Consider the following 17,934-nt stretch of genomic DNA (forward strand, 5'->3'; position numbering starts at 1 on the left):
AATGCGCTAAATTTGAATTAAGCAGTAAGGAAGAATTAAATGTGGATTTTTAAACTATGAAATAGGATATTTCTTGACATGTTTCGGAACGGAGTTATGTTTCGCTCCAATAATCCTTGGGTGTTTAATTTTACACTTTCTATGTAAACAAAACAATTGTCTCTTAAACTTTTTCCATTTAAATGTAGTGGAGATGCAAGTACAGTACTAGTACATTTTTCCGTTTCAGAAGTATTCTCTAATAAGACAAATTTTAATGAGTTGGACTCTGAAAGTGCCTTTTCAAAAATTGCTTTACTAGGGGTTGAAATCTCAAAAACCGACTCTGTTGTGATATAACTACTTGCCTTAGTTACAATAGTATTGCTATAACTATTTGGGATAGTTAAAAGACAAATTTGTAAAAAAAGAATATAAGCTAACTTCATCGGGAGACTACAATTATTAAAGGATTGTTCCTTTTATACTTGCAAATTTAATGGAGGCGAAATACAATTGAGTAGCACAAATCTTGACTTTTCTTTTCCAAAATTGCAGATAAGAGAATTTTAACACGATTTTCACATGTTTGATCTAACTTATGAAACTCTTCGTAACATTGCGTCATTCCTAATCCCAAATGTTTACTATTTAGAATATCGTATGGATAACTAGATATTTTGTATTCTAATTCTAAATCTTGCGCTTATTTTTTAAGAATTTTCCGTAAATTTAACTTTTAGAAGCGACACTTAATTAGTCAGATACTTAAACCAAAAGTATGTCTTCATTCTTTAGTGCTCACTTTTATTCAAACTGAACGCTTTGAAAATGAAAAAATTAAGAAAAAATAGGCCTGAAAGTTTAGGCATATTAATGGGGATTTAGAATAATCTTGATGATTCATCAATTCAGTCGGCTAAAAGAACAGATAATGCAAGACAAAATCGAAAAACAGGTAGAAATACCTTACTGTAAATCAGAATCTTACCATATCTTTAATCTAACCTTCTGAATTGGCAACAATACAGAAAAAATCAAAAAAGTATGAAAATAGGAATCATTGGCATTGGAAGCCTGACATTAGAACTGGCTCAAAGAGCAACATCTACTGGCTATGAAGTACTCATAAATCATCCTCGTGGCAATTCATTAGTTCAAGAAACAGTAAATCAAACCATAAAAGGTGCAAAACTTGTTTCATTGGAGGAAGCTGCTTCAACTGATATCACTATACTTTTTGTTGCGAGAGAAAGTCTAGAACATACTATTAGCAAGTTGCCAGATATGTCTGGAAAAATCATACTGCATACGAGCGGACTTATTTTTAATCCAAAACTTCTGGTATCTAGTGTTACCAGTTCTCTTACTTATCAAATCACCGCTTCACTTCTTCCTGATGCTAATGTGGTAAAACTATTTAATCCTGTTGTGCTAAATCAAAGGAAAACGGCTGTTTTGACCGAAAAGAAAGATGATATTTATTTCGCTGGAGAAAATGAGCTATCAAAAAACAAAATCAAAACTTTTTTAAATAATTTAGAATTTCAGCCTATCGATCTTTCTGTAAAGCTGAAACTTCAATCTGCTCTAATCAAAGAAAACAATACTTTAATAAATCACTGGCATAAGCTCTCATAGTGCATTATATAATTCTCACAATAAAAAAGCCTGAGCATTCTCAGGCTTTTTTATTAGCAATTATATCTGGACAATTACTATTTACTGAAATCATAGCTAAGTACGGCACCAAGTCCAAATTGAAATGTCGAAGCATAATCGGTAACTGCTACTGGTCCCCAATAATAGTCCCAATAGTAATCATATCCAACAGCTGCCGACATTGATTGCAGATATGCATGAAGATTAACAGATAATGGTGAACTCGTTTTTACTTTTACACCTGCTTTAATTTCCCATGCAAAATAAGTTCCGCTACCGCTATTTGGAGTATTAAGAACTGCTACACCAGCACCCGCACCAAGAAATGGAAGCGCCTTTTGTGAACTTGATCCGAAATAATAAGTATAATCTGCTAAGATGTAATTAATGGATCCTTTATCATTGCCTGCATTAAGTTGAGTTCCTGCAGGAATAGTGTTACCGCCATTAGTTAAAGTAACTTTTGTATATAAAGGCATGTTTGTTCCCAATCTATTATATTTTAATTCTATTGAGGCATTATCCATTATAAAATATTCTAAACCTATACCATATTCAAAACCATCTTCTACTCGCGCATAAGAGGAATCAAAATCTACCTTATCCGAAAAGGTATAACCGCCATATAAATTAAGCAAAAACGACTGGGAACTTTGTGCTGACATCGCCAGTGAAAAGAAAAAAACAACAATTAATAAATGATACTTTTTCATAATTTCTAATTTAAATTCATATTAAGTGATTTATTTTTTCCGAGCCTTTAGCTTAATTAAAAAACTTCTGTTGGGCATCGGTTTGACAGAGGACAGAAATGCATTGTAAAATTTATGATTAATTTAACTCCTCAAAGTTATCTCACAAAAAACATTTTAACATAAAGAAATGGAATCAATCATGTTGCAAATTATAAAATGAAACCACTTTTATTACCTGTGTTTCAACTTAATAGCCAAATAAAAGAAAAATTTATCTGTTCTTTTTCTAAATTAGATATCGTTTTGTACGCATAAAAAAAGCCACAAACGAATTTGTGGCTTTTTTGTGCATTTTGGGATGCTTAAAAAATGTATAAATTTATTATTAGCGTTCAGCCTTCAAGTTAATTTTTCCTGTCTGAAGTCCTTTTCCTTTTACTTCCAATTGAATTGCACCCGCACTTTTGACTGCTTTAACAAGAACTACAAGTTTACCACTGAAAAGCTTCATATGATTCTCATGAAATATTTCTAAAGATGTTGCATCGCCATTACATGCGGCTCGATAAGTTGCAGCGCCAGTTACCTTAAATTGCAATTCATTATCTGCTGTAGGACATGGAATTCCGTTTTTATCTACTACCGAAACCGTTACAAAAGATATATCCTCGCCATCCGCTTTAATCGTTTTTCTATCTGCATCAAGAACAATTTTATAAGGATCTCCCGCAGTTTTAACGGTGCTTTCTGCAGCTATTTTACCATTTGAATCGAATGCAACAACTTTTACAGTTCCAGGCTCATATTTAACATCATTCCACATCAAACGGTAACGGTTTTGAGGAGTTGCATTATTCTTTTTCTGAATTCCCATACTTTTTCCGTTTACAAAAAGTTCTGCACTGTCATAATTTGTATAAACGAAAACTGGAGTAATTTCTCCTTCTCTGCCTTTCCAATTCCAATGTGGCAATATGTGGAGCGTGTTATCTTTAGTATTCCATCTGCTTCTATAAAGATAAAAACGATCTTTTGGCAATCCTGCCAAATCAGAAATTCCGAAATAAGAACTTCTTGATGGCCATTTTTCATCGTAAGGTGTAGGTTCTCCTAAATAATCGAATCCTGTCCAAACAAACTCTCCAATAACCCATGGTTTGTCGTCTTGAAGCACAAAATCATCATCAGGCACATTTGACCAACTGCAAGCTTCTAAATCATAAGACGAACATTGCAAATCATCATATTGTTTGTTTTTTTCTTGTACAACAGGAAATTTATAAATTCCTCTTGAACTTACTGTAGAAGCTGTTTCTGAACCTAAAATGAATCCTTGCGGAAATGCTTTATAAGCTTCTTCATAAAGATGAACTCTATAATTTAATCCCGGAATATCCAAAAGAGATCCAAAACCAGAAGCCATAGTTTGCTTTACTTGATCCATTCCAACTGTAACAGGACGTGTTGGATCTTCTCTATGAAAAACATCTTGTAAAAATTTAGCTCTGGTTAGACCTTCTGCCCCGTATTGATCTGGAACTTCGTTTCCTGAACTCCACATTACGATACAAGGATGATTACGTGTAGCTCTAACTAAATTTACAATATCTTTTTCTGCATATTCTTCAAAAAAACGATGATATCCGTTTTCTACTTTTGGCTTTGCCCATTCGTCAAAACTTTCTGCAAGAAACATAAAACCCATTTCATCAGCCAATTCTAATTGCTCGAAAGAAGGCATATTATGAGAACTTCTTATCGCGTTACATCCTAAATCTTTAAGAATCGTTAACTGTCTTTTAAGTGCTGCTTTATTAACAGCCGCACCAAGCGGCCCTAAATCATGATGTAGACAAACTCCTTTAAATTTCGTGACTTTACCATTAAGACTAAATCCTTTGTTAGGTTCGTATTTAATATAGCGAATACCAAACTTTATATTTTGCTCATCTTTTAAGCTACCATCAGCTGCAAATAATTTGGTTACTGCGGTATATAAGTAAGGCGTTTCGGGACTCCATAAATGAGGATTGCCAACTGAAATTGTTTGGTGAAATTTTCCATCTTCCGTTTCTGTGCTTTTCTGTGTTGCTACAACCTTATTCTTTGCATCCTTTATTTCAGTTACCATTGAAACATTGCTGCCATGAAACTCTGCTTTAATATCAACAATAGCATTATTACCTTTCGTGTCGGGAGTAGTTATAAAAGTTCCCCACTGCGCAAAACTCTCATCCTCTTTCACAACAATACTAACTTTTCTGTAAAGGCCAGCCCCAGGATACCATCTTGAAGAAAAAGGTTCGTTAGTTAATTTTACAGCCAATACATTTTCTGAACCTGCGATAAGATCATTTGTAATATCAATAAAAAAGTAACTATATCCATATCCCCAGTTTCCTATTTTTTTTCCATTTAAAAAAACCTGAGGCTCGCTCATTGCTCCTTCAAAAACAAGAAGCGCTTTTTTTCCTTTTCTGAATTCTGGAATAGAAAATATATTACGATACCAACCCGTTCCTATATGTGGCAATGATCCTGTTCTTCCAGTTTTTTCCGTCGCTTCTTTTTCTCCGTTTTGTTCAATAATTCCAGTCTGAATGTCCCATTTTTTATCAAAAGGTCCATAAATAGCCCAATCGTGGGGCACACTAACTTTTTCCCATTTAGACGCATCATAATCTGTCGAAAAAGCATCTCCTTTTACTTCTTTAGAAAAACGCCAGTTGTCCTTTAAAATAACAGTAGTTGATTGTGACATCATTTTTTCTTGTGAAAAAACGAGTAGAAATAAGAATAATGTTGATTTAAAAATTAGTTTCATTTTTCTATCTATTCTCTTACCATTAAGCAATTAAACCTAAAAGGCTTAAATTGCTTAATCGCAAAATTTTAATTATTTATTTAATTTTTGAAAGCATCCAATGCAGGTGATGGTTTTCCATCTGGCAACCAAGCATTTAGTTGATATCCGCTCCAGCTTTTTTCTCCTTGTGGTTCCCAATAAATAACGCCTAAACCTTTATTGTTAGGTACATTTTTTACAGCTTTTATAGTAGCTTCAAGCATTTCTTTGGTGTTTTCTTCTAATGTATAATCTCCTCCAACTTCAACTACCATAACTTCTTTGTTGTAACGGGAAGCCATGTCTTTTAGGTTATTTTCTAAATCTGAAATATTTTCTTTATAATCGGTTTTTAGCCAAAACGGATAATACGATAGACCAATTACATCATATTTTACATTATTCTCGGTTGCTTTATCAAAAAACCATCTAAATTTTTCATTTTTATTTCCTTCATCCAAATGAACAATGACCTTCATTTTTGGATCGACAGCTTTTGTCGCTTCGTATCCTTTATTAAGCAATTGTGCTAATTGACTAAAGTTGTCTGTGCTTCCTTCTGGCCAAAGCATACCTCCTGGTATTTCATTTCCAACCTGAACCCATTCTGGAGTTACGCCAGCTTTTTTAAGCATTTTTAAAACATCATAAGTATGCTGATACACATCTGTCAACAATTCTGGAAAAGAGTGTTTTGCCCATGCGGCAGGTTTATTTTGTTTTCCTGGATCTGCCCATGAATCGCTGTAATGAAAATCGATCATGATACGCATTCCCATTTTCTTTGCGCGAACCGCCATAACAACCGTTTCTTCTGGACTACAGTGTCCACTAGCTTTATCATCATTTGGATTAACCCAAACACGCAACCTGATCGTGTTTATTCCACGGTCTTTTAGCAATTGCAGACAGTCTTTTTGAGAACCGTCTGCATCATAAAATTTATAGCCTGTTGCTTCCATTTGCGGAAGCCAGCCTACATCTGCTCCTTTCGAAAAAGAATCTTTTTCACTTGCCATTTTAGATTTACATGAAGTAAATAAAATGGCAGTGGTAATTAAAAAAGAAATAATTTTAAGTGATTTTTTCATGTGTTAGTCTTTACTGAAGGCTTGCATTACTGATAAAGCATTATTATCAAAACTATACAAGGCTTGATTTTCGAATGTAGAACCTGTTGTTGATTGTGGCCCTTTAAAAGCAACCCATTCGCCGCCCCAATAGGCAAATCCTTGTCCAAATTCTGATGTTTTTACAATATTTTTAATATCTGTTACAAAAGTTCTTTGTCCCGCAGGAGTTGCTGGATAACCTGGCACCAACTGATCGCTTGTTCCAACAATATTATTTGTCTGATCATTATGCAGTAAAGTAAAAGGATAAGCTGTTTCTGCTATCAGAACTTTTTTGCTGAATTTTTTCCCTAAACCATCAATGGTGTTTTTTACTACATTCAAATCTTTTCCGTGCCAAACAGGATAATACGATAACCCAATATAATCGTAATCAATGCTTTTCATTTTATTGAAGAACCAATCTGTCGCACCGCCATCAACACCTGCATAATGAATCATAATTTTTGTGTTTGGAGCTTTACTTCGAATTGTTGCACTTGCAGTACTTAATAAAGCCAAACATTGTTCTTCGTTATTAATTAAATGTCCTTGCGGCCATAATAATCCGCTATTGATTTCATTTCCAATTTGAATAATATCTGGATTTATTTCTGAAACTATAGTTGCTGTATAATCGGAAACAGCCTTTTTTAAATCGGTAAAGGATAAATTTTTCCATTCTTCAGGAGTTGTCTGCATACCTGGATCTGCCCAGTCATCAGAATAATGAACGGTAAGCCAAACTCTTAAACCTGCTTGTCTTGCTTTTTGAGCCAATTGTTTTACTTCGCTTAAACCAGAACGTCCATTTACAGGATTTTTCCATAAACGAATTCTAACGGTATTGCAACCGGCATTTTTTAATGTTGTAAGCATTCCTTCTGCTTTGCCGTTGCTGTAGAATTTAGTCCCTAAAGATTCTATTTGAGGAAGAAAAGAAACGTCTGATGCTCTAATAAAAGTGTCACTTGCATCTGGCGGATTAACAATTTCTGTGTCTGCAGAATCATTATTTGAGCACGAGATTTGAAATGCAAGTACTGCAAGTAATCCAAAAATCTTTATATATTTTTTCATGATATGAATTGTAATTAGTGAAGTTTTGATTTTAAAGTAAGAAGAAGCCTCGAAGCATGCTTATTGAGGCTTCTCTTATTTTTCAATTCAACTTATGGAATTGTGATGAACATATAACGGCCATCTAAGTCATTGAACCAGATTTCATATTTTCCTGCTTCAACAAAAATGTCTCCACCGTTATCTCCCCAGCTAACATCCCAGCTATTGTTTGCTTTGAACTTCATTTTTCCTGCTTTCAACGTTTGAGTAACTTTCCAGATATGTCCATCAAAATCAGATTTCACTAAAGGAACTTCAGTATCCCAACCAGTATCATCACCTGTTAAAACAGATCCTGTCAAACCAATCGTTGCATACGTTGTCATTGGTCCTGTATATGGAGTAATTTTGTATGTCAATTCTTCTAGATTAATTTCAAAACTATAATAACCTGCAGCTGCCGTTGGAAATACACCTGGATCAGCATCGCTTTCTGTTGCTCTGTATTGTACTGCAGCTCCATTTGTTCCGTACATTGGAGCCCAGAAGCCAATTTGCTCAATTAGTTTAAAGCCATCTGCATTAAAATATCCTGTATAATATTGTTTTGCGTTTTCTTTAGGATCTCTAAAAATTGGCATATTGTTGTTATCTACACTCCATCCCGCGGCAGTACCAGGTCCTACTAAGAACAAATTAACTTTAGGAAATTCACCTCTATAAGGAGTCACTGCAATGGTAATTGGAGTAGAAAGTTTTGGTTCTGAAAGAGTTGTTCCAACAGTCGATTTAATTCTGATATCTATTGTTCCCTCAGTATCAGCAGTAAGTCCAAGTGCTAAAGCTTTTGCATTAAGTTCTGCTACTGTAATAGTTGCATGAGTAGTTGTAGAAGTTGTAATATCTACCGGTGCAGCAAATTCAGTATTGCTTGCCGCGAATTGTACTGTATAAGTAACAATTGTTGGTGTTCCGTAACTTACTTTTTCCCAAGTTAAAGTAAGCGCAGTATTATTTGGCGTTTCTTTATTTAGAATAATAGAAGAACCATTTTCTGGAGTTATAAGCCCAAAAGCTGCTTCTTGAGGTTCTAAAATCATTAGATTTTCTTCGTTTTCACAAGACCAAAATCCTGTAAGCAATACTACAGCTATAAATATTTTATATATAAGTTTCATTTTGTATATCGTTTAAGTTAAAAAAATTAGTAACCCGTGTTTTGAATTAAATTTCTATTTGCTCCTAATGATCCTTCTGGAATTGGAAAAACACTCATGTAAGTAGGAATAGCAATTCCTTTTGAAGAATTTCCTTTCCAGGCCCAGTTGTAAGACCCTCCTGTATATTTTCCAAAACGGATTAAATCTTGTCTTCGGTGAGCTTCCCAATGTAATTCACGCGCTCTTTCATCAATTAGAAAATCAAGCGTTAATTCGCTTAAAGTAATGTTTCCAACGGTCGAATTCGAATTAGCTCTCTGTCTTAAAGCGTTTACATAATTTAAAGCCTGAGTCGTTGTTCCGTTTCCTCCTCTTAAAGTAGCTTCTGCGTACATTAAATAGACATCGGCTAATCTAAATAATGGGAAGTCGGTATCTGCATAAGTCGAACTGCTGCCGTTAACTCCTGTTGAAGTTTTATTAGAAAATTTAGATAATATATAACCTTGCGTTTTTACTCCAATATCATCAATATCAATAGATCTTTGTTTTGATGGATCGCCCTGAACACCTTTTCCTATTGTATTTCTGGTATCTTGACTAAATTTTGAACCATCAAACTTTTGAACAAACTCTTTTCTAATTCTAAGCGCTCCTGTCCAGCCGCCAATTCCAAAATCAGCACCATTATTTTCCCAAGCACCAATCTGTCCGTTTGTTAAAACAGTTGTTGCTCCCCAGTTTTGAGAAACTGCTCCGTCTGACTGAATTCCGAAAATAATTTCCTGAGAAGTATTATTGTCTGCCTTGAAATTGTCAAGATATTTTGGTTTTAAAGTATAACCACTCTCTATAATTGCGTTACACATTGCAATACAGTCATCAAAACGATTGGCCTGAATATAAACTTGTGCATTCAAATATATTTTAGCCAAAATCATTCGTGCCATAGATTGATCTACTCTACCATATTCATTTGTTCTTGCAGCTTTTAAATCGGGCAAAACTGCTTTTAATTCAGATTCTACATATTCAAACAATTGCTTTCTGTTAAACTCTGGTCCTGCAAAATTTACAGGATCATTTTCAGTATACATAGGTGCTTTTCCAAATAAATCCATCATGTTATAATAAGCATATGCTCTTAACACACGAACTTCTTGACGGTAAAGTGCAATATCAGTCAAAGTTGCAGCATCTGTAATGCCTCTTGAACTTAATTTTTCTGGTGTACTCTGACGCAAAAATTCATTTGCATAGGCAACAGAAACCATCGTTCTACTAAACATTCCTAAAATAATAGGATTTGCAGCTGTCCAGATATTGCGTTGCAACTCTGCTGTTCCGGCGTCATTTTCGTAACTCCAAACCAATTCGTCGGTAGTTAATTCCTGCATGTACAATAAACATCTTGTAAACTGACTTGTTCCTGCATCTACACCTTCAAGCGAAGAATTATCTGGTCCAAGTACTCCTGTTAAAGTTAGATTTCCATACACTCCTGCAAATGCTTTTTTGTATCCGTCAGGTGTAGAAAACAATACATCAGAAGAAAGAACGTCGTCGTCTTTTGAGACTACATTCAAATCATCTGTACATGACTGAAAAATCAAAGTCAATGCAACGATTGCTGTTACTATATATTTTTTCATGATTTCGTTATTAAAATTTAAGATTAAGACCAAACAAAATTGATCGCTGTCTTGGATAAATCGTTTTATCTACACCATTATTTGTAATTTCAGGATCTAAGCCGCTGTATTTTGTTAGTACAAAAACATTCTGCATTCCTGTAGAAATTCTTAATGTAGCTTTACTGTTTAGCCAGTTACTTAATGTATATCCTAACGTAATGTTGTCTAATTTTAAAAATGAAGCGTTCTCAATATAAAGATCTGACAACACAACATTTGACGTTGTGTGAAAATTAGTTTCTAATACTTGAGATGGAATATTACTTAAAACTCCACCGTTTTCCATCGCATCATATTGCGCTCTACTTGCATCTACCGCGTTAAAAATTCGGTTACCAATACTTGCTCTTAAATTGAATGAAAAGTCAAACTTTTTGTAATTCATATTAGAAGCAAATCCTAATGTAAAATCTGGATCTGGGTTGTTATAGATGTATTTATCTGAATCATTTTTGATGTTATCTCCATTCAAATCAGCAAAAGCTCCTTCGATTGGTTTTCCTTCGTTGTTGTATAATTGTTTGTATACATAAAAAGAATATGGAGTATAGCCTTCTCTAAAAATTTGTCCTGGAGTTCCAGTTCCTGCAATATTATCCCCTAAAAAGATATCAGTTCCGTTAACCAGATTTTTAATTCTTCTTTCAAATTTTGAAATATTGAAGTTCATATTCCAATTAAAATCTTCTGTTTTAATGGCATTCGCATTAACCGTAAACTCAACACCTTTTGTTGTAAAACTTCCTACGTTTTGATACACACGGTTAGAAAAATTACTACCGTCAGATATTGCTGCATTTACTAATAAATCTTTAGATTCTTTGTAATAAACATCAAGACCAGCAGAAATGCGATTATTTAAAAACCCGAAATCAAGACCAGCATTGTAAGAAGAAGTTTCTTCCCATTTCAAATTGTTTGTTCTTTTTGAAGGAAGTGCAACCGGCACAGGACTATCACCAAAATAGTATTCAGAGTTTCCGCTTCCCACTTGGTATTTTTGCAAATATCCGTTTGGCTCAGGAATATCCTGTTGCCCTGTAATTCCATAACTCAATCTTAATTTTAAGTCTGATAAGGTTGTACTGTCTTTAAAGAAATCTTCTTTGATCTTCCATGCAAAAGCTGCTGAAGGGAAATTACCCCAACGGTTAGCTTCTTCAAATCTTGACGAACCATCTCTTCTGTATGATAGTGTCAATAAATATTTGTCTCTAAAGTTTAAATTTGTTCTAGCAAAAAATCCTATTAAGACCACATCTGTATCAAGAGTAGTTTCAGGAAATGTTGACGGTAAATCTGGATTTAAAATATTACCCGTTTCAAATTTTGAACTTTGAAATTTTTGATACGAATAACCACCAGTCAATTCAAAATTTAAGGCACTAAAAGTTTTATTATAAACTAAATAACCGTCTAATAATTTGTTTTTTCTGGTTGCTTCTGTATATTCATCTGTTCCGTATGGAATGTTGTTATTTGAAGGAGCAGAACCAGCATCAGCGCCAACCAATCTTCTTCTCTCTCCATTCGATTCATCATATCCAACATTTACAACGGCTCTTAAAGCAGGGAAAAAGTGGAATTTATAATCAATTTCAAAATTTCCAAAAATTCTGTCGTTTGTTCCTCTATCATTTGTGTTCAGCAATTGCGAAACAGGATTTCTTGCTGCTGTCGAAACTAACGGATAATTTCCATTAGAATCAACTCCTGTAGTATATTCAAAATAGCCTCCATAAGGCGCACCTTCAACTTTTATAGGCTGTGTTGGATCAAAACCAATAGCTGCTCCTTCAACAGCATCTGTAAATCTGTTTTTTTCGTCTGTATAATTAGCCGAAAGTCTCATTTTTAAATGATTGTCAAGAAACGTTGGGTTCATTACTAAACCAACCGTATTTCTTTTAAAATTATTTGTTAAACGCAATCCCTGCTGATCGGTATTTCCTAAAGTCAAACTTGTCGGAATAATATTGAACAAATTTCCTCTAACAGCCAAACTTTGATCGATTGTCCCTGTGTTTCTATAAATTGCTTTCTGCCAATCTGTATTTGCAGTTCCTAATTTATTTAAATCATCGCTTCTTCTATCTGCAATAACACTTCTAAATTCGTCTGCGCTAAAAACATCAACAGTTTTAGTCAATGTACCTGCCGCATATTGCACATTATAGTCTACAGATAATGTTTTGCTTCCTTTCTTAGTTGTTATGATGATAACACCATTAGAAGCTCTTGAACCATAGATCGCAGATGCTGATGCATCTTTTAAAACCGTAATAGATTCTACCGTTGCAGGGTTTAATGATGCTAAAAAAGAAGAGGATCCTGTATTTGTCGTATTATCAAGAGGCAATCCGTCAATAACAATAAGCGGATCATTACTTGCAAAAAGCGAACTTCCTCCACGAATTCTAATTTGAGAACTAGAACCTGGCGCTCCAGTTGAATTTACTGTTAAACCAGCAACTCTTCCACTGAATAGATTTTCTGTTGTAATATTATTTCCTTTATTAAAATCTTTTGTAGAAAGAGCAGTCACGGTTCCTGTTGCATCTTTCTTTTTTACGCTTCCATAACCTACTTGAACAACTACTTCTTTCAGTTGATTAGTATCTTCTTCAAGATATACACTTATGCTTTTTTGTGTGCCAACTGCAATGGTTTGAGTGACATAACCCGTAAATGAAAACACCAATTTACTATCTGATTTTACACCAGACAATTGAAATTTTCCGTCAAAGTCTGTAGAGGCACTGATATTGGCCCCAGCTACTTTTATGTTTACTCCTGGTATGGGCTGCTTGGATCCATTTTCCAGAACTACACCGCTTATTGTGCTCTGAGCAAACACACAAAAAGGAAGCAAGAGTAATAAAAGTAAAAGTTTGGATTTAATTCTTTTCATGCTTTTTAATTGGTTTGGTTTTAAGTTAGTTTTATTAATTAATGTCCCTACAAAAATATTGTAGGGATAAAAACTCATAAAAAAGCAAAGCTTATTCTTTTAATATCTGTTTTTGGGGGTATCGTCTATTAAAATTATAAACTGCTTTTAAATAAGTTTTTCTTAATAGAATGAGAAAAGGTTTCTCCGATAAATCTTAATTGGAATGTTGGTCATGTTTAAGTTTTTTTTGGTTAAGATAATTTAGTTAAGTTTTTTTACTGACTCGCTTTGAACAAAAATTAAAAAGTCTTATTCAAACGTTATAGCTTATCAGCTCACATTGCAAATTAAGGATACAGGGAGTTTTTAAGACGGGGAAAAATTCATTTATAAAAGGGGACAATTTCGTAAAAGCTCATCTAGAACATAGAATAAAAACATATTTTCTAATTTTTGGCGCTAAAAAAAACGATTAAAAAAATAATTAGCTTTATAAACTCATTTTCAATAATCATATAAATTGTAAGTTTTTAAAACATTATTCTTAAAACAATACCGCATATTTTAATCTATAAAATAGAAGAAAAAGGCAAAAATAGTGATCGGTATATTTCAATTAAAAAACAAATGTTACTTCTACACATTATACAATAAATTATTACTTTCGCAAAGCATACAGATTTAACATTTATTGAAACAAAAAAAAATTCAGCTTTCAGGTCGCAACGTTCTATTTTTCATATATAAAAGAGCCATCAGCTTTTTAAACCACAATCTATGAATAAGCTAAAGTCTTTTCTAGTTATTAGTCTTCTTTCTCTAATTTCATTTGGACAGAATTACCCAATAAAGCATCTTGATATTTCATCAGGACTTTCTAATAATTCAGTTGCAACAATATATCAAGATCAAAATGGATATATGTGGTTTGGAACTTTTGACGGACTAAACAGATATGATGGAAATGATTTTAAAATTTACCGTCATATTCATACTGATCCAAATTCTATTCAAGGAAATGCAATCAGCTGTATTGAAGGTGACTATGAAAATAATTTATGGATAGGAACAACTGCTGGCCCTGTTGTTTTTAATGCCGAACGATCTTCTTTTAGTCCGTTGAAATATTATGATACAAACAAAAAGATCAAACCTTTAAAAATTACTGCTTACGAAATAATTGCCGTACATTCTTTACATATTATTCTTGTTGCCACAAAAGAAGGAATTGTTGTTTATAAAGAAGGCGAACAAATTGGAACTGCAATACCATTTAATGGTAAATTAGATTACATCGCAAGATCTATTTCTTATAATGCAAAAAAACAAATCTTCTATGTTTTTATAACAGGAACTGGTCTTTGCCAATACGATATCAAATCAAAAAAAATAACAGTCTTAAACGATACCATTACTGGCGCAAATTGTATCAAACTAACAAATGAGGGACTCTGGATTGGATCTGACGAAGGAGCTTATCTATATAATCACAGTCTAAATACCTATTCTAAAAATTACTTCGAAGAAAAAACAGTTGTTCGTGATTTTTTTCAGCAAGAAAACAGGCTTTGGATTGCCACTGATGGTGCAGGTCTTTTTACACTTTCAAAAAATCAAACCGCTCCTGTTTTATATCGTGCTAGCGGTCCTGTTTCATTGCTTAACAGTAAATCGCTTTATGATATATTCCAGAGCAAAACTGGAGAAATGTGGTTTGGAACTCTTCGCGGAGGCGTAAGTATGATGGGAAAAAAACCGCTTTATTTTAATCATTTTAAAAGTAAAAATCCGCTAACCCATAAAGAAGACGAAGATCCTGCTGCAAATTTCATGCTTTCTTTCTGCGAAGATGAAAAGAAAAATATCTGGATAGGCACAGATGGCGCTGGAATGCGATACTGGAACAGAAAACAAAACACTTATGATGTTTACTCGACAACATCATCTGCTGGACGAAAAATTCAGAGCAATTTTGTTACAAGCATAGTCAAGGATTTTGATAATGCCATTTGGGTTGCCATGTGGAAAGGCGGAGTCTGTCGTATCGATCCCAAATCAAAAACCATTCAAAATTTTTCAATTTATAATCAGTACACTAAAAAAGCGGAGCAAGAATCATGGCTGCTTTTTTTAGATTCAAGAAATACATTATGGCTTGCTATAACCAATTCAGGTGCATTATATCAATTTGACCGAAAACAAAATAAGTTCATTTGCTACAGTAATACATTACGCGACGTTACTTGCCTATACGAAACCACAGATGGAAAAATCTGGGGAGGAACATTCAACTCTTTTTTTGAGATCGATCCAAAAACCAAAAAAGTAAAAAATTACCATTCTGATTATACTGTTAGATGCATAACCGAAGATCAAAACAAAAATCTTTGGGTTGGTACTGTAGAAGGTGGTCTCCTTTTATTTAATAGAAAAACAGGAACTTATAAAAAGTATACTACTCAAAACGGCCTTTCGAGCAATACCATACTTCGTCTCTTAGAAGATAAAGATGGTAATTTATGGATGAGCACCTATCACGGAATCTCTAGATATAACCCAAAAAACAATACTTTTAGGAATTTTGGTGTAACAGATGGACTCCAGGGCAATCAGTTTAGCTGGAATGCCGGCACAAAACTTTCTACAGGAGAATTTATTTTTGGCGGTCTAAACGGTTTCAACGTTTTTTATCCTGAAAGTATAAAAGACAAAAAAAATACAGGTAAATTTTTATTGAATGATTTGTTTGTAAACAACCAATCTTTGCCTTTAAGCAGTCCTTATGTAACAGGAAAAAAATTAGAAATGATAACTGCTGCCGAACTTCCTTATGAAAAGTCGGCGCTAAGTTTTGATTTTGTTTATCTTGATTATGTTAATTCCGAAAAAATCAGTACCGCTTATTTTCTTGAAGGCTGGGATAAAAACTGGAATTATACCACAAAAGACAATAGAGCAAACTATTCCAGATTAACGGAAGGAACTTATTTCTTTAAAGTTAAAACAACAGATGTTTTTGGAAATTGGACTAATGAAGTGACATTGGCAACAATAAAAATTCTTCCGCCTTGGTACAGAACGTGGTGGGCTTATACATTCTATTTAATTTGTGCAATAGCAGCGATTTATGTTTATGTAAATTACCATAAAAATAAAGAAAGACTTCGCTATGAAATAAAACTTGCCCGAATGGAACATAAAAAAGACAAGGAACATGCTGAAAAGCAGTTTTCTATGTTCACTTATATGGCTCATGAATTGCGTACTCCATTATCTTTAATTATAAATCCGCTTAAAAGCGCAATTGAAAGAAAAAAACAGTCTGAAGATGATCTGGATCTAAATCTCGCTTATAAAAATGCTAAACGATTATTAAGTCTTACAGATCAATTATTACTATTCAGAAAAGCAGAGACTGATCTTGATGAACTTAAAATTTCGAGAATTAATCTGAATGCGCTTTGCCGTGAAATCTACGAAAGCTTTACACAAATGGCGGCTGCAAAAAGCTTAAATTATAATTTTATTGAAGAAAAAACACCTACCGAAATATATGGCGATTACGAAAAAATAGAAATTACTCTTTTTAACCTAATCTCGAACGCTTTTAAATTTACTCCTAGCAAAGGGTCTATAACTATTGAAATAACAGAAAACGCTAATGATGTTTCCATAATTATATCAGATACAGGAAGCGGTATTAATGAAAATGATATTGATACTATTTTTGAAAAATTCAAACAAATACAGTCTAAAAGCAGCAATGGTTTTGGGATAGGGCTTTATGTTGCAAAATATTTTGTGAATAAGCATCATGGACAATTAACTTGTAAAAGTAAAGTTGGAGAAGGCACTTCGTTTGCAATTACTCTTCCTAAAGGAAATAGCCATTTTGCAGAAATGAACATAAATGAAAATTATCCGCATATGTCTTCTCTTGTGGGAGAACTTCTAGAAGGATTGCCAGCTCAAAATACGTATGATAAAGGAAACAAACCGCTACAGCCAGAAAATATTCAGGAAGAATTAATTAGTACAAAAAAAGTACTTCTAATCGTTGAAGATAATCCTGAAATGAATCATTATCTTGTGCAGCTTTTCTCTAAAAATTATATAGTTTATTCTGCTTTTAATGGTCTTGAAGGATTAAAACTTGTAGAAAAACATATGCCAGATATTGTACTAAGCGATATTTCTATGGAAGGCATGAATGGTTTGGATTTATGCAAAAAAATCAAGCAAAATGATGATTTGAGCCATATTACCGTAATACTTCTTACCGCTACAACCAGTAACGACATTCATTTGCAAAGTATTACAGAAGGTGCAGATGATTATGTTACCAAACCTTTTGATAGTGATATTCTTCTGGCAAGAGTTGATTCTGTTCTTCGAAACAGAGGCCAGCTTCGCAAGTATTTTCTAGACAGCATAACGCTTCGCGAAAACATAAATAAAGTTCCGCTTGAGTACAAAGAATTCCTTGATAAATGTATCGAAATCGTCGAAGCCAATCTTGAAAATAGTGAGTTTAATCTAAAGAGCTTTTCTGCTGCAATGGGTATGAGCCATTCAAGCCTTTACAAAAAGATTAAAGCCATTTCTGGACAAACCGTAAATGTTTTTATCAGATCGATAAGAATTCGCAGAGCGGCAGTAATTATGCTTACTGAAAATATAAATATCGCTCAGGTTGGACCTCAAGTTGGTATAGAAGATCAGCGCTATTTCCGTCAGCAGTTCGTAAAGCTGTTTGGAATGAAACCTTCAGAATACATTAAAAAATATAGAAATTCTTTCAATAAAGAATTGAATGTCATTCAAAAAGGAGA

The 17,934-nt window shown here is 33.7% G+C and carries 9 protein-coding genes; 2 read left to right on the forward strand and 7 right to left on the reverse strand.

Annotation, left to right across the window (positions count from 1 at the left end):
* Positions 1-1,026: 1,026 nt before the first annotated feature.
* Positions 1,027-1,620 (forward strand): NAD(P)-binding domain-containing protein, encoded by a 594-nt coding sequence (locus B3J44_RS01910; protein WP_286965314.1) that lies wholly within the window; start codon positions 1,027-1,029, stop codon positions 1,618-1,620.
* A gap of 77 nt (positions 1,621-1,697) precedes the next feature.
* Here the strand turns inward: B3J44_RS01910 and B3J44_RS01915 are convergent, their stop codons facing one another.
* The 7 genes from B3J44_RS01915 to B3J44_RS01945 all read right to left on the reverse strand — a co-directional run bounded on the left by B3J44_RS01915 (position 1,698) and on the right by B3J44_RS01945 (position 13,120).
* A complete protein-coding gene (locus tag B3J44_RS01915; RefSeq protein ID WP_286965317.1) occupies positions 1,698-2,354 on the reverse strand; it encodes an outer membrane beta-barrel protein in 657 nt (218 codons plus the stop codon).
* 367 nt (positions 2,355-2,721) lie between these two features.
* Positions 2,722-5,100 carry a DUF4982 domain-containing protein gene (locus B3J44_RS01920; protein ID WP_286965320.1) on the reverse strand — a complete coding sequence of 793 codons (2,379 nt, stop codon included), beginning with the start codon at positions 5,098-5,100 and terminating at the stop codon, positions 2,722-2,724.
* Positions 5,101-5,240: 140 nt separating this feature from the next.
* A complete protein-coding gene (locus tag B3J44_RS01925) occupies positions 5,241-6,272 on the reverse strand; it encodes a glycoside hydrolase family 53 protein (protein ID WP_286965322.1) in 1,032 nt (343 codons plus the stop codon).
* Between the two features lie 3 nt (positions 6,273-6,275).
* The gene (locus B3J44_RS01930; RefSeq protein ID WP_286965325.1) at positions 6,276-7,373 is read right to left on the reverse strand and encodes a glycoside hydrolase family 53 protein; all 1,098 of its coding nucleotides are present in this window, start codon (positions 7,371-7,373) and stop codon (positions 6,276-6,278) included.
* A 92-nt stretch (positions 7,374-7,465) separates the two neighbouring features.
* Positions 7,466-8,533 carry a SusE domain-containing protein gene (locus tag B3J44_RS01935; protein ID WP_198857251.1) on the reverse strand — a complete coding sequence of 356 codons (1,068 nt, stop codon included), beginning with the start codon at positions 8,531-8,533 and terminating at the stop codon, positions 7,466-7,468.
* Positions 8,534-8,559: 26 nt separating this feature from the next.
* Positions 8,560-10,167: a RagB/SusD family nutrient uptake outer membrane protein gene (locus B3J44_RS01940; RefSeq protein WP_286965330.1), complete on the reverse strand. Its 1,608-nt coding sequence runs from the start codon at positions 10,165-10,167 to the stop codon at positions 8,560-8,562.
* Between the two features lie 10 nt (positions 10,168-10,177).
* On the reverse strand, positions 10,178-13,120 hold the full coding sequence (locus B3J44_RS01945) for a SusC/RagA family TonB-linked outer membrane protein (protein WP_286965332.1): 2,943 nt from the start codon (positions 13,118-13,120) through the stop codon (positions 10,178-10,180).
* A 759-nt stretch (positions 13,121-13,879) separates the two neighbouring features.
* Here B3J44_RS01945 and B3J44_RS01950 point away from each other — a divergent pair.
* On the forward strand, positions 13,880-17,934 hold a 4,055-nt coding region (locus tag B3J44_RS01950), incomplete at its 3' end, for a hybrid sensor histidine kinase/response regulator transcription factor (RefSeq protein ID WP_286965334.1).

The sequence above is a fragment of the Flavobacterium sp. UBA4854 genome, from assembly GCF_002399805.1.
In the GTDB taxonomy this organism is placed as follows: domain Bacteria; phylum Bacteroidota; class Bacteroidia; order Flavobacteriales; family Flavobacteriaceae; genus Flavobacterium; species Flavobacterium ginsengisoli.

Coding starts and splice junctions, on each gene's coding strand:
- B3J44_RS01910 (WP_286965314.1), top strand. CDS start 1,027: ATGAAAATAGGAATCATTGGCATTGGAAGCCTGACATTAGAACTGGCT.
- B3J44_RS01940 (WP_286965330.1), bottom strand. CDS start 10,167: ATGAAAAAATATATAGTAACAGCAATCGTTGCATTGACTTTGATTTTT.
- B3J44_RS01915 (WP_286965317.1), bottom strand. CDS start 2,354: ATGAAAAAGTATCATTTATTAATTGTTGTTTTTTTCTTTTCACTGGCG.
- B3J44_RS01935 (WP_198857251.1), bottom strand. CDS start 8,533: ATGAAACTTATATATAAAATATTTATAGCTGTAGTATTGCTTACAGGA.
- B3J44_RS01930 (WP_286965325.1), bottom strand. CDS start 7,373: ATGAAAAAATATATAAAGATTTTTGGATTACTTGCAGTACTTGCATTT.
- B3J44_RS01920 (WP_286965320.1), bottom strand. CDS start 5,100: ATGATGTCACAATCAACTACTGTTATTTTAAAGGACAACTGGCGTTTT.
- B3J44_RS01945 (WP_286965332.1), bottom strand. CDS start 13,120: ATGAAAAGAATTAAATCCAAACTTTTACTTTTATTACTCTTGCTTCCT.
- B3J44_RS01925 (WP_286965322.1), bottom strand. CDS start 6,272: ATGAAAAAATCACTTAAAATTATTTCTTTTTTAATTACCACTGCCATT.